Raw genomic sequence first — 23,904 nt, 5'->3', positions numbered from 1 at the left:
CGTGGCGCCCGCTAAAAGTCCGCGCGCCTGGCAGCGCATGCTTTCTGGACGGCGGCTCGACCTGCTCGACCCCTCACCGCTCGACGTAGAAATCGCCGATATCGCCCATGGTCTTGCCCGCGTCGCCCGCTGGAACGGCCAGACGCGCGGCGATCACGCCTTCTCCGTCGCCCAACATAGCCTCATCGTCGAAAACATTTTCTGCCGCATATGTGCGAATGCGACGCCCGACGATATGCAGATGGCGCTTTTGCACGACGCCCCGGAATATGTCATCGGCGACATGATCTCGCCGTTCAAATCCGTGGTCGGCGGCGGTTATAAAACCGTGGAGAAAAGGCTGGAAGCGGCCGTGCATCTGCGCTTTGGCCTGCCGCCGCATGCCTCGCGCGAGCTGAAAGACCGCATCAAGAAAGCCGATACGGTTGCCGCCTTTTTCGAGGCGACGGAGCTTGCCGGTTTTTCCATTGCCGAGGCACAGAAATTCTTCGGCCTGCCGCGCGGCATCACCCGCGATATGTTCGACATTATCCCGCTTCCCTCGACCGAGGCGCAGAAGCGGTTCGTTGAACGCTTCGAGGCGATCGAGGCGATGCGCGTGGTCAAAACCGGCAACGCGGCTGGAGGAGTTAAATGACTTCTATCGTCGTATCGCCGCTGTCGCGGATCGCGGAAATGGCCGTGAAGCACAAAGCCCGTGAAATGGTGACGCTGATCGCAAAGGAGCAGACCTTTCACCGCCCGGCGGTGATCTCAGCCGAAAGGCACCTGACCCTTGCGATGAACGACATCAGCTTCAAGGGCACCGGCGATCTCATCGCGCCAGACGATGCGCATGTGCTGCGGCTGATCGATTTCGCCCGCGAATGGGACCAGTCCGCACCGCTTCTCATCCATTGCTGGATGGGCGTGTCGCGCTCTCCTGCCGCAGCCGTCATTGCAGCACTCAGCCTTTATCCGGATCAGGACGAGATGGCGCTTGCGCTCAGCCTGCGCACCGCCTCACCTTACGCCACCCCCAATGCCCGCATCATCGCAATCGGGGACCGGTTGCTTGGGCGGGATGGCAGGCTGGTGGCGGCAATCAAGACGATCGGCAGGGGCGCGGATACGGACGGCAACGTACCCTTCGTGCTGCCTCTCTCCAACTGACGGCTCCGTTTTTGGCGGAACCCCTGCGGCATCCAGTCGTTACCAAAGTAGAACAGCAATAAGAATCACGGGATAATTCATGGAACAACAGGCAACGGATATCATCGTCGCATCGCAGGCAGCGGTACGGCAGGCGAGCACGCTGGCGGTGCAATATTCCTTTTCGATCATCGGTGCGCTGCTGCTTCTGATCATCGGCTGGCTGGCCGCGACTTTCCTGCAGCGCTGGGCTTTTCAGGGCCTGTCCCGCATCCGCGGCTTCGATGCGACGCTTGCCGGTTTCTTCGCAGGTGCCATCCGTTACGTGGTGCTTATTCTGGTGCTGGTCATGGTGCTTGGCCAGTTTGGTGTACAGACGGCCTCCATTCTTGCGGCACTCGGCGCTGCCGGCCTCGCCATCGGCCTGGCGCTTCAGGGCACATTGCAGAACATCGCCGCCGGCATCATGCTTCTGGTGCTGCGTCCCTTCCGGGTTGGCGAATATATCGAGACTGGCGCCGTGAGCGGCACGGTGATCGAAATCGGCCTATTTGCGACCGAGCTTAAAACCAGCGATGGGCTTTACCGCCTTGCGCCAAATTCCACCCTGTGGAACGTGCCAATCACCAATTACAGCCGCTTTCCCTCACGCCGCCACGAATTGAGCCTGACGGTTAAGAGCGACGAGGATCTGGCTGCGGCACAGGACATGCTGATGCGTGTGGTGCGCTCGGAAAGCCGGGTACTGCTGGACCCCGCCCCGGTTACCTTCGTCGATTCGGTCAGCGCCGACAGCGCCACGGTGAAATTGCGCTACTGGGCGCGCAGCGACAATTACTTCGCAACCACGCGTGACGTGACGAAGGCAATGAAGCTCGCTTTCGATGAGCGCAAGGCGGAATTAACCGCACAAACCGCGTGAATTGAGAGCGTCCCAGCCGCTCCCTTCTCCATACGACTTTTTCCCATATGAAAGCCGGCCCTGAGCCGGCTTTCACCATTTTTCCCGCAAGGGTGGCGGCAGGCGCTCTTGCGTCTGGCGAAGGACGTGTTTATACGACCTATGCGTAATGTTATTACATAACTTACCCTTCGATTTATAACCACATAAGGGCCAGAAGAATGCAAAAAACCATCACCCGCGTCACCGGCGCGCTTGCAATCGGTTCCATGCTGCTGATGACAGCCCCGGCACTGGCGGCCGGAAAAGACAAGACGTCCACCGCGCATAGTCACAGCCACGACCACAGCCATGGCCAGACCGAAGCCGAGAAACAGATCTACAAGGGTTACTTCGAGGATGCGCAGGTGAAGCCACGCATGCTTTCAGACTGGGAAGGTGACTGGCAGTCAGTCTATCCCTATCTGCTGAACGGTTCTCTCGATGGGATCATGGCGGAGAAGGCAGCCCACGGCGACAAGACAGCAGCCGAATATCGTGCCTATTACGAAATTGGCTACAAAACGGATGTCAATCGCATCACCATCAAGGGCGACAACGTGGCGTTTTATAAGGAGGGCAAACCAACGCAAGGCACTTATGTCAGCGACGGCCAGGAAATCCTGACCTACAAGAAGGGTAATCGCGGCGTGCGGTACATCTTCAAAAAGACCGGCGGCGATGCGGATGCACCGCAATTCATTCAGTTCAGCGATCACACCATCGCGCCTAAAAAAGCCGGCCATTACCACCTCTACTGGGGCAATGACCGCAGGGCGCTTCTGGACGAGGTGACCAATTGGCCAACCTATTATCCGTTCCAGATGGATGGCCCTGAGATCGTCGAGGAAATGGCGGCGCATTAAGACCGCACTCTTCCTGGTTTTCCGCAGCCTGTGGTTAAACCTTGAATTGTCACGATTTCGCCTTCCCCCCAGTGGGGAGAAGGCAACCAATGCGAGTTGATGCGGCCCTTTCCCCGCTCACTGCCCCATGGTCGAGCGATGCGCCCAGCCGGTCATGCGCTTTTCGAGCCAGGCCATGATCGCATACATGACGATACCTTCCACGGCGAGCATCAACAGACCGGCAAAGACCAGTGGGACGTTGAACTGGCTTTGCGCCGAACTCATCATATTACCGAGGCCATAATTGGAGGCGACGGTTTCCGATACGACCGAGCCGACGAAGGCGAGCGTGATGGCGATTTTCAGCGAGCCGAAGAAGTAAGGCATGGAGCGCGGAATGCCGACCTTCAGCATGATATCCATCTTCCTGGCGCCAAGTGCGCGCAGCACGTCCTCCGTTTCCGGCTCGATGGTGGCCAAACCGGTCGCGACGTTGACGACGATAGGGAAGAAGGAAATCAGGAACGCAGTCAGAACCGCAGGAACAGTGCCGATGCCGAACCAGATGACGAGGATCGGCACCAGCGCCACTTTGGGGATGGCGTTAAAACCGATCATCAGCGGATAAAGCCCGGCATAGATGGTTTTCGACCAGCCGATAAAGAGGCCGATGGCGAGACCCGCCGCGACGGCGATCGCAAAACCGAGCGTGGTGGTATAGAGCGTCTGCAGTGAGTTCTTCCAGATCGGCGACCAATATTGCACGATGGCCTGCCCCACACGCACGGGCGACGGCAGAATGGTTGGCGGCATTTTCAACGCGTAGACCAGCAGCTCCCACATTGCAAACAGCGCCAGCGTATAGAGCCAGGGGGCGGCCTTCACCCAGTTGACCCGGGCGATCAGCGGTTTCGACGGCGCGGTTGCCATGCTGCTTTCCACAAACGCACTCATGCCGCCACCCTCGCCTGCGCTATCTCGCCATGCAGTTCCTGCACCATGTCGTTGAAACCCTTGTCATACATGATATCCAGCTGGCGCGGTCGCGCAAAAGGCACGCGGTGTTCCGCCAGCACGCGGCCCGGCCTTGCACTCATCACGAAAATCTTGTCGGCGAGAAAGGTCGCTTCGCGCAGGTCATGCGTCACCAGAATGATGGTAACCCGCTGCGCCGTATGCAGATCGCGGATGACACACCACAGTTCCTCGCGGGTGAAGGCGTCGAGCGCGCCGAAGGGCTCATCCAGCATGAGAAGGTCCGGCTCGTGGATCAATGCGCGGCAGAGATTGGCGCGCTGCTGCATGCCGCCGGAAAGCTGCCAGGGGAATTTCGAGCCGAAGCCTTTGAGGCCGACGATTTCCAGCAGGCGTTCGGCTTTGGCGACATATTCGGCCTTATGCGCGCGCAGACGCCGGCGGTGTTTCTCAACGATCTCCAGCGGCAGCAGGATATTTTCGAGCGTCGTGCGCCAGGGCAGCATCGTCGGGTTCTGAAACGCCATGCCGACAATGGAAACCGGTTCCGTGACCTGCCGCCCGGCCACGATGACATTGCCCTTTTGCGGAATGTGCAGCCCCGTTACCAGCTTCATCAGGGTCGACTTGCCGCAGCCCGACGGGCCGACGACAGCAGCGAATTCCCCCTTGTCGACCGTCAGGTTGAGGCCGGATACAGCCAGCGTTCCGGCCGCCCCGCCGTAACGCATGTCGACATTGTCTATTTCCACGAGATGTGACATCGCAGTCCCCTTTTCAGCCCCCCATGCTATTTAAAAATTGCAAACCGCCCGGACCGGCAAGCGATCCGGGCGGTCGCCGTGACATCAATCAGGGAAGCATGCGCTCTTCCTTGGGCGGCAGGTAAGCCGCGTCGAAGACCTGCTCTGCCTTGACGTTGCCTTTCAGACCCATGGAAACTTTCAGGGTCTCGAGGGAGGCAGCAAGCCGGGCCGGATCGACGCCGCCCATGCCATTTTCCACCACATAGGGCGTCTTGATGTTCATGCTGTTGGCCATGTTGAGGCGTTCCAGCTCAATCGCGCTGTCGAGCGTCTCGTTACGCTTGAGCACGGCCGCCACACCCTCTTCAGGGGTCTTGACGGAATCGGCGAAGCCCTTGGCCAGCGCCTTGAGGAAACCCTTGACGGCATCTGGGTTTTTCTCAGCAAAATCAGTGTTTACCACCACGGCATTGCCATAAAGATTCAAGCCATGCTCGGCCATCAGGATGGTCGAGATATCGTCATCGGCAATGCCCTGTTTTTTCAGGTTGAGGATCACCGAAAATGCAAAACCGAAGACGCCGTCGACATCGCCCTTGGCGAGCATCGGCTCACGCACCGGAAAGCCGATCGATTCGATCTTGATTTTGCTGTCGTCCAGCCCCGCGACCTGCTTGAAGGCTGGCCATTGCGCAAAAGCGCCATCCGGCGGTGGCGCGCCGAGCTTCTTGCCTTCCAGCGACTTCGGGTCGCCAGTCACACCAAGCGACTTGCGGCCGACGACGGCAAATGTCGGGCGTTCATAGACCATGTAAACGGCCTTGACCTTCTGGCTCGGATCCTCATCGAGGAACTTGATCACCGAATTGATGTCGCCGAAACCCATCTGGTAAGCGCCGGTTGCCACGCGCGGAATAGCCTCCACCGAGCCGTTGCCGCTGTCGATCGTCACGTCGAGGCCTTCGGCCTTGAAGTATCCCTTGTCCAGCGCCAGGAGGAAACCTGCGGCAGGTCCCTCGAATTTCCAGTCGAGCGTGAATTTCACCGGCGTTTCGGCATGGGCGCTCGTTACCGGCAGCGACAGCCCGGCAGCGGCACCGACTGCAGCAATGGCCAGAGCTCTCGACAACAACCTACGCGTTAATATCATCTGTTCCCCCTGATGGTTATGGTTGGATTGGTTGCATAAGACCCAATTCCAGCCATCAAGGCAAGATAAAATTGCATACAAAATAGCCGTTATTCTGTATGCTTATTTTAAAGGCATTCCTGGTCAGCCGGCGGGCAAAAAGCCCGATTTTTGCCCATCCCGCATGCAACGAAGCGACAGCAATATCGTTCACGCAGCGAACACAGCGTTCTCACTTGCCGGGGTTGCGGATCAGGCGCAGCGTGGGACAAATAGGGCCACAAACAGCAGGCAAAACGGCGGGGACGGCAAGATGAATTCTGCACTGGGCATACACCACATCACGATGATCACCCGGAAGGTGCAGGCGAATGTCGATTTTTACGCCGGCTTTCTGGGCTTAAGGCTCGTCAAACGCACTGCCGGTTTTGAAGATGCCATGCAGCTTCACCTGCTTTACGGCGATGGAAACGCCTCGCCCGGCTCGCTTTTGACCTTCCTCGTCTGGGAAGACGGTGGGCAGGGCCGCGTGGGTTATGGCCAGACGCTGGAAGTTTCACTGGCGATCGACCCTGCCAGCATTGGTTTCTGGCTGACGCGCGCGCTGAAATTCGGCATCCGCGCGGAGGGCCCATCCGACGAATTCGGGACCCCTGTCATCCGGTTGAAAGACCCTGACGGCCTGATCGTCAAGCTGGTCGGCACGAACGCCTTCGCCGATGCCACGCCGCATGTGACAAACGACATCCCTGCAGAAGACGCCATTCGCCGGATTTATGGCGCGACGATGCTGAGCGAGGTGCCGGAAGAAACCGTGGCGTTCCTTACAAGATATTTCGGCTACCGGCAGGAAAGCCAGACAGGCGCGATCCGCCGGCTCATATCGCAAAGCAGCGACATCATCGACGTGCGCGACGCGACCGGCTTCTGGTCCAGCGCCCCGGGCACCGGCACTGTTGACCACATCGCTTTCCGCGCGAAGGATCTGGACGAGTTGAACGCGGTTCTGGCCGAGCTGAAATCGCTGAATTCCAGCACCACGAATGCCCACGACCGGAAGTATTTCCACTCGCTTTATGTCCGCGAACCGGGCGGCGTGCTGATTGAAATGGCGACCGACGCTCCCGGCATGACCGTGGACGAGCCGCTGGAGGCACTCGGCGAAAATTTGTTCATCCCGCCACTCTTCATGAAGGACGAAGCGGATGTGCGCGTTGCGCTGCCGCAATTTTCGATGCCGGGCGAAGAACGTATCGTCTATCGCGACCTGCCCTTCGTGCACCGCTTCTATACGCCCGAAAAGCCGGATGGCAGCACCCATCATCCTGCTGCACGGTTCCGGCGGCAGTGAAACCAGCCTGATGCCGCTGGCGCACCGGGCTGCTCCGGGCGCCACGCTTCTCGGCGTGCGTGGCCGCAGCACGGAGGAAGACATCGCCCGCTGGTTCCGGCGTCTGCCCGATTTCAGCTTCGACCAGAAGGATATCGTCTCGGAAGCGGAAGCCTTTGCCGCCTTCATTGACGGCGCCATTCGGTCCTATGGTCTGGATCGTTCGAAGCTGCGCTTCATCGGCCATTCCAACGGCGCAAATTTCTATGCGGCCTTTGCGGCACTCTACCCGGAGCTTGCCGGGGATGCGCTGCTTTATCGCCCGTTGCCGATTCTCGATAGATGGCCGGAAAGTGATCTTACCGGACGCAACTTCCTGCTCGTAGCCGGAGAACGCGACAAATATCGCGACAGAGCGGCAGATGTGCAAGGCAGGCTTGTGGCCGGCGGCGCGCGGGCAGAACTGCAAATGATCGATGACGGTCACGATCTTGGGTTTGCCGATATCGAAGCGGCACGGCACTGGCTTGCGGCGTGACATCTGACAATACTGCGTTGCCTCGTGATTTAGTCTCCCCCGCCGGCCAGAAAGCCACGGCAGCGGTATAAGGGGCAAAGGCCGTGAGATTGGGCAACGTTTTCCCCTCATCCGACCCTTCGGGCCACCGTCTCCCCGGCGGGGAGAAGAAACAAACGGCAACCTCCCGCATCCCTCAACCAAGCCTTGCATAAATTCGCCAAAACGGCTTTAAAAACAGCTTAGTAATTGGAGAGTCTGTTTGGAAATCCCGTTTCTCATCCTCGCCGTCATCGCAGCCTTCATCTATACGCTGGTCGCAAGCATCCGCAATTCAAGCCGCATCAAGTCGCTGGAGCGTGAGGTTAACGGCCTGAAGGGGCTGATGGCCACCGGGGCGGCCTCTCCTCTTGCCGCACAGGCGGAGGCGGATGCAGCCGCGGAAAACCCAGATTTCAGGGCGGAAGAAGAAAACCGGGCTTTGCCGGAAGAAGAGTTCGTCGAAACGGAATATCCGTCCGAAACCGAAATGGCCGCGGCCATGGCGCCGGCGGAGAACCTTGCCAGCGCGGAAGAGACAAGTGCGCTTTCCACTGAGGCCGCATCCGCGTCAGCCACGAAGGAAAGCTTCGAAAGTCTGCTGGGCGCACGCTGGGCAGTGTGGGCAGGTGGGCTGGCGCTGGCGCTCGGCGGCATTTTCCTGATCAAATATTCGATCGAGTCTGGGCTCCTGAGCCCGGCCGTGCGGCTTTCGCTCGCCGCCATTTTCGGCCTCGGTCTTGGGCTTGCCGGCGAGGCGATCCGCCGCAAGGCCGTGCCGGGCATCGCTACGACCTATTCCAACGCCATGATACCGGGCGTGCTGACGGCCGCCGGCGCATTGACGCTGTTCGGCGTGGTTTATGCGGCCTACGGCATTTACGACTACATAAGCCCCACCACCGCTTTCATCCTGCTCGGGCTTGTCGCCTTCGCCACTATTGGCCTTTCACTTCTGCACGGGCAGGCGCTCGCCGGTCTTGGCCTTTTGGGTTCGATGCTGACGCCTGCGCTGATCGCCACTGAAACGCCTGATGTCTGGGCGCTGTTCATCTTCCTGACGATCTCCTGGCTCGCGACAGCTGCTGCCGCGCGCAGGCAGCGCTGGACCGTGGCTCCCTCGCTTGCCAATGCCGGTCTCGGCCTCTGGGCGCTCGGCTATATCGCCATCGCCGACACGATCAGTGCCGCACCTCCGGTCCTTGCGCTGCTCGTCATGCTGGCGGGTACGATCTTCCTCTGGCCCGGACGCTATTTCGACACAGCACCTGCCGAAACGGGAGAAACCGTAACTTCCGGGCGGCGCGCCGTTCGCGCCATGCGGCTTTTGCTGCGCCCGTCGCTTGCCATCAATCTCACCGTCTCAATGGCCGTGATCCTGCCGGCATTCAGCTTTCTCGTCATCGGCGCAGGCATCGACCTTCATCCGGCCGTGATTGTCTCAGCGCTCATCGCAGGGCTGGCGGCCCTTGGTGCTTCCCGCCGCAACGCGGTCTGGCCCGCCATCATCGCAGCACTTGGCGCGCAGGCTGCGGTCTCGGTGATGTCTCGCTCCGGGCTCGATTTTATCGGCATCATCAACGATACCTCGATTGCGCTGCCGCCGGTTCGAACCGGCTACATGGCTGAAATCGCCATGGCGCTTGGTCTTGGCGCCATTCTTTTGCTCTGCGGTTTTTCCTTCCTCAAACGCAAGGGCGCGGACGATCCGGATTTCGCCCAGCTCTGGGCGGGGATTGCAGCTCTCTTCCCGGTCTGGCTCGGAACCGCGAGCTTCGTCGAATATGGAAATCTCGGTCGTGACTGGCTGCATGCAGCCTATGGCCTCGGCCTCGGTTTCCTGCTGATCGCCGCTGCAGAATGGCTGCACCGACAAAACAACGAGGCCTATCGCAAGCCGCTCAACATCCTCGTGCTCGGCTCCTTTGCCGCATTCGCGCTAAGCCTGCACACGCTGACTGAGGGGCTTACGACAACCATACTGCTTTCCGTCATCGGTTTCGGTTATGTGCTGGCAACCCGCCAGCGCAACTGGGATGTGCTGCCCTGGGTCATGGCGATTGCAAGCGTCGCCGTTCTCGGCCGCATCGCCTGGGAGCCGACCATCGTCGGGCCGCAAAATCTTGGGCTCACGCCGGTCTTCAACGCGCTTCTGCCGGGTTACGGCATTCCGGCGCTGCTCGCTATCGTCTCCGCCTGGATGCTGCGCGACTGGCCGGGCTTCCGGGCAAAGAACTTCCTGCAGGCCATCGCCAGCCTGATGGGCCTGCTGGCGGTCGCAATCCTCATTCGCCATGCGATGAATGGCGGCACACTGGACGAAAGCGTGCCGACGCTTGGCGAACAGTCGATCTATACGCTGCTGACCATCGGTTTTTCAGGCGTACTGATGACGCTCGATTTGAAGAGCCCCAGCCCCGTCTTCCGTTACGGCTCGATGATTGCAGGCGTTATCGCCGTCATCAACGTGCTGGTGATGCATTTCTTCACGCTGAACCCCTATTTCACCGGCGAAAATACCGGCCGCATCCCGTTCCTCAACCTGCTGCTGATCGGTTACCTGCTGCCGGCGCTTGCCTATGGCGGCCTTGCCTATTACGCACGCGGCAAGCGGCCTGCAGCCTATGTCAGCCTGCTGGCCGTGGCGGGTGCCGCACTTGGCTTTGCCTGGGCCACGCTTTCGGTCCGCCGTTTCTGGCAGGGTGAAAACATTGCCAACTGGAAAGGCTTCCTGCAGGGCGAGACCTACAGCTACTCGGTGGTCTGGCTGTTGATCGGCGTATTGCTGCTCATCGTCGGTTCGCGCTTCAATGCCCGCAGCCTGCGTCTGGCATCCGCTGCCTTCGTGCTGATCTCCGTCGCCAAGGCATTCCTGATCGACATGAGCAATCTTGAGGGCGTGCTGCGGGCGCTGTCCTTCATCGGGCTTGGCGCCGTGCTGATCGGCATCGGTCTGTTCTATCAGAAAATCCTCACCCGGCAGCCGAAGACATGATCCCGGCTGAGGCTTTTGCGCCCTATGCGGCGCTTGCGCAGGACCTTATCCCGCATGCCGCCGATGCGGGTGACGGCTCGCACGATCTTGCCCATATCCACCGCGTCTTCCGCAACGCCATGCGCATCCATGCGGGCGAAGGCGGCGATGGCACGGTGCTTGCGGCCAGCGTGCTTTTGCATGATTGCGTGGCGGTGGAGAAGAACTCGCCGCTTCGCGCGCAGGCCTCACGCCTTGCGGCGGAAAAAGCCTCCGGCATTCTGGCCGGGCTTGGCTGGCGTCAGGCCGATATTGACGCCGCCGCGCATGCCATCACCACACATAGTTTTTCCGCCAATATCGAGCCGCAGACGCTGGAGGCAAAGATCCTACAGGATGCCGACCGGCTGGACGCCATCGGCATGGTGGGTGCCGCGCGTTGCTTTTATATTGCCGGGCGCATGGGTTCGGCGCTCTACGACCCGGCCGATCCACTGGCAAAGGACCGTCCGCTTGATGATCGCGCCTTCGCCATCGACCATTTCGAAACCAAGCTGTTCAAGCTTGCGGATGGTTTCCGCACCGAAACCGGGCGAGAACTGGCAAAGGCCCGCCATGAGCGGCTGAAACAGGTGCTGGACCTGTTTCTCGACGAAATCTGAGGAGACCTGAATGCGTGTGACCGAACTCAACATCTACCCGCTGAAAAGCGCGCGCGGCATTGTCCTCTCGAAAAGCGATGTTTCGGCGGAAGGCCTGCCCGGCGACCGGCGCGCCATGCTGACCGACCCTTCGGGCCACTTCATCACCCAGCGCGAATTGCCTGATATTGCCACGGTTCTGGCACAGCACGCGGATGGCGGCATGGTGCTTTCGCGGGAAGCAGGTGGCGAGATTTTCGCCAGGCCTTCCGGGCAGCGAATGGATGTGGCCGTGTGGAAATCGATCGTCAGCGCCAATATCGCCGATAGCGAAACCAACGACACATTGTCTGAGTGGCTTGGGCGCGAGGTGAAGCTGGTGTTCTTCGATGACATCGCAAAACGCATCGCGAGCCGTGAATGGACCGGCAACGAAACGCCCGTCACCTTTGCGGACGGTTACCAGATCCTCGTCACCACCACCGCTTCACTTGCAGCCCTTAACGACAATATGCGTGCAAATGGCGAGGACGCCGTTGGCATGGAGCGGTTCCGGCCCAATATCGTGCTGGAAACGGACGAGCCGTGGGCGGAGGATCGCTGGGCGGCGATCGAGATCGGCGGCATCCGTTTCGACCTCGTCAAGCCCTGCGCCCGCTGCATCATGACGACACAGGACCAGATCACCGGCTCGCGCGATGTACCTTCCCCCATGAAGGCCATGGGCCGCATCCGCATGTCCGGCGACCGGCGCGTGCCCGGCCCGCTCTTCGGCTGGAATGTCACACCGCGCGGCGAAGGCAGGCTAGCTGTTGGGGATGCGGCAAAGGTAGTCGAGGAACGGCCGGACGGCTGGGCGATCAAGAGGCGTTAAGCTGCTGGGCGATGCATCTCACGATCTCGTATCAAGGCTTCTTCGCACCGACGATCAGGAAAATCGGACGGCGGTCTTCGTGTTTCATCTCCGGCCGCTCCGCCAGCAGGGCGGGATCGGGCCTCGGTTCCGCGAGCCGCGTGATCGCAAAGCCTGAAGTCAGCAGGGCGTTGAGAATGCTTGACACCGTGCGGTGATATTTGACGACATCATCCGCCATCCAGTTGGAATGGCGCACGCCCTCGTTCTGATAGTTATCGAGCGGCCAGTGCAGTATTTCGCCATCTTCGCCGTAGAACCAGTCCTGTTTGTCCAGCGCCGTGAACACGGGATGCTCGATGGAAAAGACAAAGTCGCCGCCGGATTTCAACACGGAGAAAACTCTCGCGAATGCCGCATCGAGGTCGCGGACGTAGTGCAGAGCGAGTGAGCTCAGTACCAGATCGAAGCTTTCCGGCGCAAAATCGATGTCCTCGATCGCGGCGCGGCGATATTCGATGCCGGGGCCGCCGTTTATCTCAGCGGCGCGGCGCAGCATATTTTCCGACAGATCGACCCCGACGACATGCGCCGCGCCCTGCTCTACGGCATGGCGGCAATGCCAGCCAAAACCGCAACCGAGATCAAGAACTGTCTTGTCTTTCAGCGCTGGCAACATGGCGCGCAGCTCATGCCATTCGCCCGCCTGACGCAGTCCCTCCAGAGAGCGTGGCATGGCGCTGTAGCGCTCGAAAAACTGCGGGTCGTCGTAAATATTCTGCTTCATCGTTGCCTCACCTTGCCCGATGGCATTTCACCTGAGTGTCTCATCAATCGCACGAATAGTGCCGTCAAGAAAAGTTGCTAGTGGGGCAGCCTTGCAAAAGATAATATTCCTCTCATCAAAGGGGAATTTTGCGGCACAGCGTCCCACGAGGCGAGGCGCTGCATCGGGAGAGTTTCATGTCGCAAGCCACACGCCAAACCATGCCCTGGGCGATCATCGTCGCCGGGTCGCTGATCGCGGTCATGACCTTCGGGCCACGCTCGGCGATGGGCTTTTTCCAGCTACCCATGCTGGCCGATACCGGCTGGGACCGCTCCACCTTCGGACTTGCCATGGCGTTGCAGAACCTGTTCTGGGGTCTAGGCCAGCCATTCTTCGGCGCCATCGCCGATAAATTCGGCACCGGCCGTGTGCTCGTGCTTTCCGGCTTTCTCTATGCGGCTGGCCTCATCTGCATGTCCTTCGGCACTTCGCCCTTCTGGCTGCATTTCGGTGGTGGCGTGCTTGTCGGGCTTGGCATTGCAGCTGGTTCGTTCAGCGTCATTCTTTCGGCCTTCGCGCGGCATGTTACGCCGCAGCAACGCTCGCTTGCCTTCGGCATCGGCACCGCGGCGGGATCGGCGGGCATGTTCCTGTTTGCGCCAATCAGCCAGGGCCTGATTTCCACCTATGGCTGGTCGGACAGTCTCGTCTGGCTTGCCGTGATGATGATGCTGGTGCCACTGCTGGCCTATCCGATGCGTGGCAATTCCTCGTCCGGCAGCCAGTCACAGACGCAATTCAAGCAGACGGCAGGCGAGGCGCTAAGAGAAGCGCTGGGCCACAAGAGCTATCTGCTTTTGACCACCGGCTTTTTCGTCTGCGGTTTTCAGGTGGCCTTCATCACCGCGCATTTTCCGGCCTATCTCGGCGATATCGGCATCGAACCCCGCTATGCGGTCATCGCCATGGCGCTGATCGGCTTCTTTAACATCATCGGATCGCTGGCCGCCGGCGTCATCGCCCAGCGTTATTCGAAACCCTATCTGCTGGCCTATATCTATATCGCCCGCTCAATCGCCGTCACCGCCTTCCTGCTTCTGCCGCAGTCACCGCTTTCAGTCATCATCTTCGCGGCCGTGATGGGCATCCTGTGGCTTTCCACCGTGCCGCCAACCAATGCGCTGGTGGCGATCATGTTCGGCACGCGCCATCTCGGCATGCTGGGTGGCGTCGTATTCCTGTCGCATCAGATCGGCTCGTTCCTCGGTGTCTGGCTCGGCGGCTTCCTTTACGACAAGCTCGGCTCCTACGATCTCGTCTGGTGGCTCGGCGTCGGCATGGGTATTTTTGCGGCCATCGTGCATTGGCCTATTCAGGAACGACCCGCACCTCGGCCAGCAATGGCCTGAGGCTATACCGCCTTATCGAGCGCAGGCAGCACCGCCTTGCGCTCCAGTGCCTTCAACGCCGCCTGCACGAAACCGTCGCGGGCGGCGTTTTCATTGAGGCCGCGTGGATCATAAACATGGCGGTTGAGGAAATGGGCGGTGAGACGGAAGGCGGCCGCGAGGCTGTCGCGATCGGCGGCCTTCGACTGACCTTCGCTCAGGAAAGCGGGAAGCGAAAGCATACGCGCCGCATAGGGCGCCCCCGCCGTACTACAGACCGCCCTGCCCGTTTTGGGCGATACATAGATGAGATCGGTGCGCAGGCCCGTTGCCGCGCATTCCGTTAGATCGAGACCAAAACCGAGATCGTTCAACACCGCCAGTTCGAAACGAACGAACAATTCGCCAGCATCGACCGGATCATGGAGATTGTCGAGAATGACGTCGAGCGCCTGATAGAGATGCGGATGCGGGTCACGCTCCGGCAAAAGGCGCAGCAACGCGCCCATGGCCTGCACGCCATACACCGCGGTTGCCGTTTCCATCAGTTGCGCCGCCCGCAACTGCAAAGGCTCAATGCGGAATTCGCCGAGATGGTCGTCAAGCCGCGCCCGCCAGATCACATCCACTCGGTTTCCCGCCTGCAGCACCGGCTGCATGCTGCGGGAGCGCCCGCCGCGCACCATCCCGAGATGGCGGCCGCGCAAACGGGTCATCACCTCGGCGATGACGCTGGTCTCGCCATGACGCTTTACGCCGAGAATGATTGCCTCGTCCTGCCACTGCATGAAATCTGTCCGAATTCCGATTCAAGCCCGATCATAACCGATCTGACGGCGAAACGTTATTCTTTTCCGGTGTCACGCGCCGCAGCAACGAGCGTCGTCACGAAATCGGCGATTTCGTTTTCACCGAAAGGCTTGCCCAGCAAGGGCGCATGCACGAGATCTTCGGGAAAACCACTCGTGTCGCCATAACCGCTGACGAAACCGAAGGGAATTCCGTGATCGCGCAGGTGGCGGGCAAAATCGTAACTCTTGCCGTCGGAAAGGCTGACATCGAGAAGCACGCAATCGGCGCCATCCCGCCCTAATGCGTCCTGTGCCTGCGCAAGTGTCGTCGCAATCGTGATGGTTTCAACGCCGATGGACTGGAGAACCGCCTCGACGTCAAGCGCCACCAGATATTCATCTTCAACGATGATGCAGCGTTGTGGCACCATGTTTCTTCTTCTTTCAACGTGAAGGGAACCAGACGGATTTGCGCCGCTGTCGCCAATGTGATTTTCAAGCGCCATGTCGACAGAGTTCGCAAATTACGGACCCAACGTCATTTAAAAAAGACATGTCGAAAAAAGATCAGATGAAGGGTCTTGGCCGCTTTTCATCGTTTTGCCAACCGGCAACATGGCTCAGTCCGGCATCGTCCAGCACAAGACAGCCCTTGTCCGTCCAGCGAATCAGACCGCGATCGACAAGCTTTCTCAAGGTCTTGTTGGTGTGGACGATGGAGAGGCCGAGCGTATCGGCAACGTGCTGCTGGGTCACCGGGATCGGCGTTTCGCCTTGCACGAGATTAACCGCCTTTGCCTTGCTGTAAAGGAACGCGATGAGGTAGGCAGCACGCTCGATTGCTGTGCGTCGGCCGATGCTGAGCAAGTGGTTGTCGAGCATGCGCTCCTCGCTTGCTGCAATCCACGTCAGGTCATAGGCAAGGGTCGGATGATCGGTGAAGAGGTTGTTGAGTCGCGAGCGCTCGAAGACACACAGTGTCACCGGCGACAGCGCCTCCACCGAATGCTGCATTTCCCCCATGACCGTGCCCTGCAGGCCGACGAGATCGCCTGGCATGACATAATTGAGGATCTGCCGCCTGCCGTCTTCCAGTGTTTTATAACGGAAAGCCCAGCCTTGAAGGACAGTGTAGAGATGGGCGCTGTGCGACCCTTCCATCAAAATGACGGAACCGCTTTCGACCGCCAGTTCTCCTGTCTTGAAACGGGAGACGAAATCCAGTTCGGAAGAGGAAAAGTCCCTGAAATGCGGCAGGTCGCGCAAGGGACAGTGCTGACACGGGGTGGTGGAAATTCCGTTCGGTTTTTTTGGCGACATGAATATCCATCATCGAAAAAAAGGTTGCGCCCAATCGTTTTGGAACAACCCACCCGAATGCATTCGGTTCCCGATAAAAGGTTGAAGATATTAAGAATGTTCGTTGTGTGCCGTTCCGTTTCCGGCCGGCACATCCACATTCCTGTGCCTGTCACAGGAATGTGGGAGGAACCGGATGTGCCTTATCCCCGCGGAAATTCCAGGCCCATTTCGCGGAAACGTTCGGGGTCGTCGCCCCAGTTTTCGCGAACCTTGACGAACAGGAAGAGGTGGACCGGCTGTTCGAGGATTTCAGACAGTTCCTTGCGCGAGGCGGTGGAGATCGCCTTGATCGCGTCGCCGTTCTTGCCGAGAGCGATCTTCTTCTGGCTGTCGCGCTCGACATAGATCACCTGCTCGATGCGCACGGAGCCGTCCTTGCGTTCTTCCCACTTCTCCGTCTCGACATGCGAGGCGTACGGAAGCTCCTGATGCAGACGCAGGAACAGCTTTTCGCGGGTGATTTCGGCGGCAAGCTGGCGCATCGGAAGATCGGAAATCTGGTCTTCCGGATAATACCACGGACCTTCCGGCAGGGTATCGACCAGATAATCCATCAGGTCTTCGCAGCCCGAACCGTTGGTGGCCGAAATCATGAAGGTCCGGTCGAAGGTCACGTGCTCATTAGCGGCGGCAGCAAGCTTCAGCAGATCTTCGCGCTTCACCTGGTCGATCTTGTTAAGGCAGAGGATTTTCTTCTGCGGAACATCCTTCAGCCCCTCGAGAATCGCTTCCGCGTCACCCTTCAGGCCGCGTTCGCTGTCGATCAGCAGCAGGATGAGATCCGCATCCTTCGCTCCGCCCCAGGCGGAAGTGACCATGGCGCGGTCGAGCCTGCGGCGCGGCTTGAAGATGCCGGGCGTGTCCATGAAAACAATCTGCGCATTTTTGTGAATGGCGATGCCGCGCATAACGGCGCGCGTCGTCTGTACCTTGTGGCTGACGATCGAAACTTTTGCACCCACCAGCCTGTTGACCAGCGTCGACTTGCCGGCATTGGTCGGGCCGATGAGGGCCACGAAGCCGGAGCGGGTCGGAAGGGCGATGTCTTCGCCGGCAACGGCGGGGTTTTCGTGATCGGTCATGATATCCATTCAAGGTCTGAGGTATTCAACATGCGGCCACAAGGCTCGCCATGCGCTCGATTTTAGCGCCACTATCTTTCGGGCGCTCAGTTCTAGGTGGAGCTTTTCTGCCAGACGCCTTCGCGTTCCAGCAATCTGGTTGCTGCCACCTGTTCGGCTGCGCGCTTGGAACGTTCGACGCCGGTTTCCGGCTTCACGCCGGGAATTTCCACCGTCACGGTGAAGCTGGGATCGTGATCCGGTCCGGAGCGATCGTCAACCCGATAAGCGGGCGTAACCGCAAATCTGGCATGCGCCCATTCCTGCAATTCAGTCTTGGCATCGCGCCGTCCGGCATCCACGCGCGTTGCGCGGCCCTGCCAGTATTTCAGAATGAACTTGCGGGATGCCTCCAGACCACCATCCAGATAAAGAGTGGCGATCAGGCTTTCGACCACATCGGCGCGCACGTTCAGCATCGCCTTGCCGGTCAGCTTCTTCACATCCGATCCGGTGCGAATGAAATTATGCAGGCCCATTTCGTCGCCGATAGCGGCGCAGGATTCGGCGCTGACAAGCTGGTTGAGGCGAACAGAAAGCTCACCTTCGCTGGCGTTGCGGAAGGTGGAGAACAACAGCTCGGCAACACAAAGGCCGAGAACGCGGTCGCCCAAAAACTCCAGCCGCTCGTAATTGCCCGCCGCAGCGGAACGGGCACTCGCATGGGTCAAGGCCCGGTCGAGCCGGGCCTTTTCCTTGAATTCATATCCGATCAACGCTTCGAGACGGGAAATCTCCGCAATCGACAGCGGCTTGGTCTTGCTCATCCCACAACCTTGAAGAGACGGTCCCAGCGCATGTTGGACGGCCAGTCCCAAATGCGGCTGAACGGCGTGTCATTGCCCAGCGAGAAGAAGATGACGCTGGCGCGGCCGATCAGGTTTTCTTCCGGCACGAAACCGACATCGAAACGGCTGTCGAGCGAGTTGTCGCGATTATCGCCCATCATGAAATAATGGCCTTCCGGCACCAGGAATTCGCGGGTGTTGTCGCCGCGCGAATCGGGCGACTGGTCGAGCGTGTCGAAGGTGACGCCATTATCGAGCGTTTCGCGGAACACCGGTACATTGGCGCCCGGATCGGCACGGTAATCGGAGGTGAAGGTGCCATCAGGCTGCTTCGGAACCGGCTGGCCGTTGATGAACAGCACGCCGTTCGTCACCTGGATGCGGTCACCGGGCAAGCCGACGAGACGCTTGATGTAATCGACTTCAGGATTGGGCGGCAGGCGGAAGACCACGACATCGCCACGCTTGGGCTTGCTGAATTCGAGGATACGGCCGGAAAACAGGTTCGGCGAAAAGGGCAGCGAATATTTCGAATAGCCGTAGGAGAACTTGTTGACGAAAAGATAGTCGCCTACCAGCAGCGTCGGCATCATCGAACCTGAAGGGATCGTGAAGGGCTGAAACAGCACGGTGCGGATGACCATGGCCAGCAGCAGCGCCTGAATGATGACCTTGACGTTTTCCCAGAGGGCGTTCTGCTTCTTTTCAGCTTTTTCGGACACTTAAAGACCTGCCTGATTGTTTACCGGTTCCTGCGATTTGACGGAGGCGTCCGGGCCGTTGTTGCTCGCGACTGCGGCGGGGTGAAGCAATTTTTCACGCAGCCAGCGACGCTTTCATATTTCTGCGACTTCTCTAGAACCTTTCCAGCCGGAAGGGAAGCGCTTCTGTCATACGCCTGCAAATAGGCCGCCAATGCGGCAGCCGCCGGTCTCAGTCGCTCACGGGAAGCGCCTCGATAATCACAAATGCCTGAGCGTAAGGGTAATCGTCCGTGATGGTCAGATGGATATTGGCGCGGTGACCGGCGGGCAGCATGGCCGCCAGCCTTTCTGCGGCACCGTTGGTGAGCGCCATGGTCGGCTTGCCGCCCGGCAGATTGACGACCCCCATGTCCTTCCAGAAAACGCCGTTCGCAAGGCCGGTTCCGAGCGCCTTTGAACAGGCTTCTTTGGCGGCGAAACGCTTGGCGTAGGATGCCGCGCGGTTCTTGCGGCCATCGGACTTGGCGCGCTCGATATCGGTGAAACAGCGGTGCGTGAAACGTTCACCGAAACGGGTGAGCGAATGTTCGACGCGGCGGATATCGATCAGGTCGCTGCCCAATCCAAGGATCATTTCAACATCTCCAGAGACGCGTTTTTATTGGCGGCGCGATGCGCGAGATTTTCCATCTTGCGGCGCTGGAAACCGCTGATGAGGCTATAGACGGTGATATAGGCGATGACCGCGCTCACGGCCGCGGGCAGAAGCGCACCTACGGTCATGGGTTCCAGCACCGGCCTCCATATCTGCCGGAATTCGAGGTGGCTGAACAGCGCAACGAAATCCACATGCGCACCCCCCGCCTCCTTCTGTCGTCCGAGCAGGAAATGCCCGAGTTCCCAGGTGGACGCCCAGATGAACGGAAATGTCAGGGGATTGGCGAAGGTGGTGCCGAGTGCTGCCGCGACGAGATTGACGCGCATGAGGAAACCGAGCGCCATGGCGATAATGATATGCACGCCGAGAAACGGTGTCCACGCCACGCCGATACCGAGCGCGACACCGGCGGCAATCGAATGCGGAGACGCAGACAACCGCAGGAGACGCAGCTTCATATAGCGCAGCGAACGGGTAAAACCCGTGCGCGGCCAAAAGAGGTCACGAATCTTCTCTGAAAAACCAACGGGTTCACGGCGGCGAAACGGCATGAGGGCAGTCTATTTCATCGCCCCGGCTGAGCCAAGAGCATCGTATACGACACGGGGATTTCTTTTGCAGGCATATTTTCCCCGTCATTCCGACCTTTAGCTGGAATTCCGCCCACACCCCGTGGCATCACCGAGTATACGAACCTTGCCGAACACTCTGACGTCATCCTCAGGCTTGTCCCGAGGATTTGCAAACGATTGATTGAATGCGAGGTTATCAGATCCCTGGGACCAGCCAAGGATGACGTCAAGGAAACAACCACCTCTCGCCGTCAAATTCGTTTCAAAAGCAGCATGTCCTATCATTTAGACCGGACAGCGGTGCACGCCCGTTCGTAACGCGCGTTCACACAGCCTTACGAGACACGAGAAGGAGCTGACCGATAACGGCCACCCACCTTCCAAGTCCCATACGCATGGCGAACGGCTGCCATGCGCTGAGTGCATTACCGGCGGAACAGGCCGCGGTCGATTTCGCGCTGGCGGAACTCGAGGTCGACATTCGACACGGAGCCGCTGAGATATTCGAATTCGCGTTCCTGGGTCGTCTTGCCACGAACTGCACGGGCGATCTTGCGAAGCGGAGTAAACATGATTTCATGTCCTTTCAGTTTGGAAATGGCGTTTCTCATCGGGGTAGGACCACCGGCACGCCGCGTTTTCCGTTTTCAATTTCTGAAAGGAAGATAGTCGCAAACCACATGCGCGACCAGAGACAGTAAAAGGCCGCTGCCATGCATCCAATGCATAACATCGGCCTTTTGGAATGTGCGAATGATCAAAAATGCCTCAATCGAAGGCACGTTTGACAGTGGATACGCAATCGAGGTCTTTCAGCTGCGACAGCAGCTGGTTGAGTTGCCGCAAATCCCAGACTTCGACATCCAGCGCCAGTTCGGAAAAATCCGTGCCGATGCGGACCATATTCAGGGCGCGTATGTTGACATCCAGCGTCGCGATCGATTGCGCCACGGAGGCGAGCGTGCCGGGTTCGTTCAGCGCGTTGATCATCACCCGCGCCATGAAGCGCGACTTGTTCGCCTCATCAAGATCCCAGCGGACATCAATCCAGCGCTCCGGCTCATCGTCGAAACGCTGCAGCGCCGGCGCCTGAATGGGATAGATGGTGATGCCCTTGCCTTTTTCCATGATGCCGACGATGCGATCACCCGGAACGGCGCCGGCGGCACCGAAATGCACATCGACATTGCCGGAAAGGCCACGGATGGGCAGCGGGTCCGGTCCATCGAGCATTTCGGCTGCGCCATCGTCTTCCAGAACGGAGCGCGACTTTCCGGGGATCTTGAAGACCATACCGGAAGCGCTGCGCATGTTGAACCAGCCGTCGTCGCCGGTCATCTTCACCGTCACGCGCTCGTCCTGATAATCCGGATAGACTGCACGCAGCACATCGAGCGAGGAGACCTCGCCGCGCCCGACGGCGGCGATAGCGTCTTCCACATCCTTCTGCGCCAGACGATGCAGCACAGGTTTCAGCGCGTCACGCGAGAAGGCCTTGCCGGCACGTTCGAAAGTGCGCTCCAGAATACGGTAACCGAGACCCGAATATTGCTTGCGAATGGCCATGCGCGTGGCGCGGCGGATGGCCGAGCGGGCTTTACCCGTCACCACCACCTCTTCCCATGCGGCGGGCGGAACCTGCACGCCGGAGCGGATGATCTCCACCTCGTCGCCATTGTTGAGCCGGGTCACAAGCGGCATGATCCGGCCGTTGATCTTGGCGCCAACTGTGGTGTCGCCGATATTGGTGTGCACCGCATAGGCGAAATCGATGGGCGTCGCGCCACGCGGCAGCGCAATCAGCTTGCCCTTGGGCGTGAAGCAGAACACCTGGTCCTGGAACAGTTCCAGCTTGGTGTGTTCGAGGAATTCTTCCGGGCTGTCGCCTTCTGCCAGCGATTCGATGGTGTGGCGCAGCCAGGAATAGGCGTTGCTCTCCGGCGAGAGCAGATCGCCCTCCCCGTTTTCGCCGTCCTTATAAAGCGCATGGGCGGCAATGCCGAATTCGGCGATTTCGTGCATGCGCTTGGTGCGCAGCTGCAACTCGATACGCTGGCGCGAAGGGCCAACGATCGTGGTGTGGATGGAACGATAGTCGTTCTGCTTCGGCGTGGAGATATAGTCCTTGAAGCGGCCGGGTACCACGCGCCAGCGGGTGTGGACAATGCCGAGCGCCCGGTAGCAGGAAGGAATATCGTCCACCAGAATGCGGAAGCCGTAGACGTCGGACAACTGCTCGAAAGAGAGCGATTTCGACTGCATCTTGCGGAACACCGAATAGGGCTTCTTCTGACGCCCCTTGACGCTGGCGCCGAGAAGGCCATTCGCCACGAGTAGCTCGCGCAATTCGTCCTCGATCTTCTTGATGAGCCCTTCGTTGCGCGTTTCCAGTTCCTGAAGGCGGTTGGTCACCGTCTCATAGGCTTCCGGATTGAGGTAACGGAAGGACAGGTCCTCCAGCTCGTCGCGCATGTCCTGCATGCCCATGCGGCCGGCCAGCGGCGCATAGATTTCCATGGTTTCTTCGGAAATGCGGCTGCGTTTGTCCGCCGGCATATATTCCATGGTGCGCATGTTGTGCAGGCGGTCGGCCAGCTTCACCAGAAGAACGCGCACGTCGTCGGAAATGGCAAGCAGCAGCTTGCGCAGGTTTTCGGCCTGCTTGGCCTTGCGCGTGACGAGATCGAGTTTCTTGAGCTTGGTCAGCCCCTCCACCAGTCTGCCGATATCCTCGCCGAACAGCTCGTCGATTTCAGCGCGGGTAGCGGTGGTATCCTCGATCGTATCGTGAAGCAGCGCCACCGCGATGGTCGATTCGTCGAGATGCATTTCCGTCAGGATGGCGGCAACTTCCAGCGGATGCGAGATATAGGGGTCGCCATTGGCCCGCTTTTGCTGGCCATGTTTCTGCATTGCATAAACATAGGCCTTGTTCAGCAGGGCCTCATTCGCATCCGGTTTATATTTTTGAACCCGCTCAACGAGTTCGTATTGCCGCATCATGCGATATTCCACAAAAAGAAAGCGCGCCAACCTTGGGGTCGGCGCACAATGCTGCATCAATAGGGATCAGATTATGACGGCAAATATTGACAGACGGTAACCACCGCCTGCCAATGGCGTCATAAAGTCAGATCAATAGTCGTCATTTTTTTCCGGCGGCACAAGGCCTTCGATACCGGCCAGCAGTTCTTCTTCCGACATCTGGTCGAAAGTAACGGTTTCCGGCTGGTCGTCCTCTTCGCCATCGGCAGTAGCGGAGGCTGCCAGCGTAACCGGATCGGGCTCGGGCTCGTCCACTTCCACATGCTTCTGCAGCGAATGGATGAGATCTTCCTTGAGGTCGTCGGGCGAGAGCATCTCGTCGGCGATTTCGCGCAGAGCGACGACCGGGTTCTTGTCGTTATCGCGGTCAACCGTGATGGACGAGCCCTGGGAAATCTGGCGCGCACGGTGGCTGGCGAGAAGGACCAGCTCGAAACGGTTGTCTACTTTATCAATGCAATCTTCAACTGTGACGCGGGCCATTGCCTGTCCTTTGCGAGTCGTAATGTCGTGGATCAGAGCGCCGTGCTTTCTTGAGGATGCACAAGGGATGCTCTAACCTATTGAATCTGCGCTTCGTGCC

Annotated in this window: 23 protein-coding genes and 1 pseudogene; 9 read left to right on the top strand and 15 right to left on the bottom strand. The window is 59.3% G+C overall.

Features of this window, described 5'->3' with window-relative positions; genetic code table 11:
- The first annotated feature begins 1 nt into the window (after nt 1).
- The 4 genes from QE432_RS18070 to QE432_RS18055 all read left to right on the top strand — a co-directional run bounded on the left by QE432_RS18070 (nt 2) and on the right by QE432_RS18055 (nt 2,937).
- Nucleotides 2-637 (top strand): YfbR-like 5'-deoxynucleotidase, encoded by a 636-nt coding sequence (locus QE432_RS18070; protein WP_003512289.1) that lies wholly within the window; start codon nt 2-4, stop codon nt 635-637.
- Nucleotides 634-1,152 (top strand): tyrosine phosphatase family protein, encoded by a 519-nt coding sequence (locus QE432_RS18065; RefSeq protein WP_019565367.1) that lies wholly within the window; start codon nt 634-636, stop codon nt 1,150-1,152. The genes QE432_RS18070 and QE432_RS18065 overlap by 4 nt, the downstream gene beginning before the upstream one ends.
- Before the next feature lie 79 nt (nt 1,153-1,231).
- Entirely contained in the window at nt 1,232-2,053 is an 822-nt protein-coding gene (locus tag QE432_RS18060) for a mechanosensitive ion channel family protein (RefSeq protein ID WP_019565366.1), read from the top strand.
- 200 nt (nt 2,054-2,253) lie between these two features.
- The gene (locus QE432_RS18055; RefSeq protein ID WP_112154976.1) at nt 2,254-2,937 is read left to right on the top strand and encodes a metal-binding protein ZinT; all 684 of its coding nucleotides are present in this window, start codon (nt 2,254-2,256) and stop codon (nt 2,935-2,937) included.
- 117 nt (nt 2,938-3,054) lie between these two features.
- Here the strand turns inward: QE432_RS18055 and QE432_RS18050 are convergent, their stop codons facing one another.
- From QE432_RS18050 to QE432_RS18040, 3 genes are all read right to left on the bottom strand, one after another.
- Nucleotides 3,055-3,873, bottom strand: a complete 819-nt coding sequence (locus QE432_RS18050) for an ABC transporter permease (RefSeq protein WP_003512280.1) — start codon at nt 3,871-3,873, stop codon at nt 3,055-3,057.
- Nucleotides 3,870-4,658: an ABC transporter ATP-binding protein gene (locus QE432_RS18045; RefSeq protein WP_003512279.1), complete on the bottom strand. Its 789-nt coding sequence runs from the start codon at nt 4,656-4,658 to the stop codon at nt 3,870-3,872. The genes QE432_RS18050 and QE432_RS18045 overlap by 4 nt, the downstream gene beginning before the upstream one ends.
- An 88-nt stretch (nt 4,659-4,746) precedes the next feature.
- Nucleotides 4,747-5,790 carry an ABC transporter substrate-binding protein gene (locus QE432_RS18040; protein WP_306625176.1) on the bottom strand — a complete coding sequence of 348 codons (1,044 nt, stop codon included), beginning with the start codon at nt 5,788-5,790 and terminating at the stop codon, nt 4,747-4,749.
- Between the two features lie 292 nt (nt 5,791-6,082).
- Here QE432_RS18040 and QE432_RS18035 point away from each other — a divergent pair.
- The 4 genes and pseudogenes from QE432_RS18035 (at nt 6,083) to QE432_RS18020 (ending at nt 12,144) form a co-directional block, all read left to right on the top strand.
- Nucleotides 6,083-7,637 (top strand): annotated as a pseudogene (locus tag QE432_RS18035) (VOC family protein).
- Between the two features lie 241 nt (nt 7,638-7,878).
- Entirely contained in the window at nt 7,879-10,650 is a 2,772-nt protein-coding gene (locus tag QE432_RS18030) for a DUF2339 domain-containing protein (protein ID WP_306625173.1), read from the top strand.
- Nucleotides 10,647-11,291: an HD domain-containing protein gene (locus QE432_RS18025; RefSeq protein ID WP_097102068.1), complete on the top strand. Its 645-nt coding sequence runs from the start codon at nt 10,647-10,649 to the stop codon at nt 11,289-11,291. Before QE432_RS18030 ends, QE432_RS18025 begins: the two co-directional genes overlap by 4 nt.
- 10 nt (nt 11,292-11,301) lie before the next feature.
- The gene (locus QE432_RS18020; RefSeq protein WP_306625170.1) at nt 11,302-12,144 is read left to right on the top strand and encodes an MOSC domain-containing protein; all 843 of its coding nucleotides are present in this window, start codon (nt 11,302-11,304) and stop codon (nt 12,142-12,144) included.
- 31 nt (nt 12,145-12,175) lie between these two features.
- Here QE432_RS18020 and QE432_RS18015 read toward each other — a convergent pair whose 3' ends face one another.
- Complete coding sequence (locus QE432_RS18015; protein ID WP_111803596.1) at nt 12,176-12,910, bottom strand: class I SAM-dependent methyltransferase; 735 nt, start codon at nt 12,908-12,910, stop codon at nt 12,176-12,178.
- Nucleotides 12,911-13,086: 176 nt separating this feature from the next.
- Between QE432_RS18015 and QE432_RS18010 the strand changes: the two genes are divergently transcribed.
- A complete protein-coding gene (locus QE432_RS18010) occupies nt 13,087-14,301 on the top strand; it encodes an MFS transporter (RefSeq protein ID WP_112155699.1) in 1,215 nt (404 codons plus the stop codon).
- 2 nt (nt 14,302-14,303) lie between these two features.
- Here QE432_RS18010 and recO read toward each other — a convergent pair whose 3' ends face one another.
- The 11 genes from recO to rpoZ form a co-directional block, all read right to left on the bottom strand.
- Nucleotides 14,304-15,068: a DNA repair protein RecO gene (recO, locus tag QE432_RS18005; protein WP_025592903.1), complete on the bottom strand. Its 765-nt coding sequence runs from the start codon at nt 15,066-15,068 to the stop codon at nt 14,304-14,306.
- Nucleotides 15,069-15,124: 56 nt separating this feature from the next.
- Complete coding sequence (locus QE432_RS18000) at nt 15,125-15,502, bottom strand: response regulator (protein ID WP_306625166.1); 378 nt, start codon at nt 15,500-15,502, stop codon at nt 15,125-15,127.
- A gap of 136 nt (nt 15,503-15,638) precedes the next feature.
- Nucleotides 15,639-16,391 (bottom strand): Crp/Fnr family transcriptional regulator, encoded by a 753-nt coding sequence (locus tag QE432_RS17995; RefSeq protein WP_003512249.1) that lies wholly within the window; start codon nt 16,389-16,391, stop codon nt 15,639-15,641.
- Between the two features lie 182 nt (nt 16,392-16,573).
- On the bottom strand, nt 16,574-17,524 hold the full coding sequence (gene era / locus QE432_RS17990; RefSeq protein WP_013635798.1) for a GTPase Era: 951 nt from the start codon (nt 17,522-17,524) through the stop codon (nt 16,574-16,576).
- 83 nt (nt 17,525-17,607) lie between these two features.
- Nucleotides 17,608-18,321, bottom strand: a complete 714-nt coding sequence (gene rnc, locus QE432_RS17985; protein ID WP_003512245.1) for a ribonuclease III — start codon at nt 18,319-18,321, stop codon at nt 17,608-17,610.
- On the bottom strand, nt 18,318-19,064 hold the full coding sequence (gene lepB, locus QE432_RS17980) for a signal peptidase I (RefSeq protein ID WP_003512243.1): 747 nt from the start codon (nt 19,062-19,064) through the stop codon (nt 18,318-18,320). Before lepB ends, rnc begins: the two co-directional genes overlap by 4 nt.
- A 211-nt stretch (nt 19,065-19,275) precedes the next feature.
- On the bottom strand, nt 19,276-19,680 hold the full coding sequence (gene acpS / locus QE432_RS17975; RefSeq protein ID WP_003512241.1) for a holo-ACP synthase: 405 nt from the start codon (nt 19,678-19,680) through the stop codon (nt 19,276-19,278).
- Entirely contained in the window at nt 19,677-20,255 is a 579-nt protein-coding gene (locus QE432_RS17970; RefSeq protein WP_065661184.1) for a DUF2062 domain-containing protein, read from the bottom strand. The genes acpS and QE432_RS17970 overlap by 4 nt, the downstream gene beginning before the upstream one ends.
- 446 nt (nt 20,256-20,701) lie before the next feature.
- Nucleotides 20,702-20,848, bottom strand: a complete 147-nt coding sequence (locus tag QE432_RS17965; protein ID WP_003496944.1) for a hypothetical protein — start codon at nt 20,846-20,848, stop codon at nt 20,702-20,704.
- Nucleotides 20,849-21,044: 196 nt separating this feature from the next.
- Complete coding sequence (locus tag QE432_RS17960) at nt 21,045-23,279, bottom strand: RelA/SpoT family protein (RefSeq protein ID WP_003512236.1); 2,235 nt, start codon at nt 23,277-23,279, stop codon at nt 21,045-21,047.
- 132 nt (nt 23,280-23,411) lie between these two features.
- Nucleotides 23,412-23,804 (bottom strand): DNA-directed RNA polymerase subunit omega, encoded by a 393-nt coding sequence (gene rpoZ / locus QE432_RS17955; protein WP_003512234.1) that lies wholly within the window; start codon nt 23,802-23,804, stop codon nt 23,412-23,414.
- Nucleotides 23,805-23,904: the final 100 nt, after the last annotated feature.

The sequence above is a fragment of the Agrobacterium sp. SORGH_AS_0745 genome (assembly GCF_030818995.1).
Classification (GTDB): Bacteria; Pseudomonadota; Alphaproteobacteria; order Rhizobiales; family Rhizobiaceae; genus Agrobacterium; species Agrobacterium tumefaciens.
The sequence above is the reverse complement of the archived record's forward strand: the minus strand, read 5'-3'. Positions and strand labels throughout refer to the sequence as shown.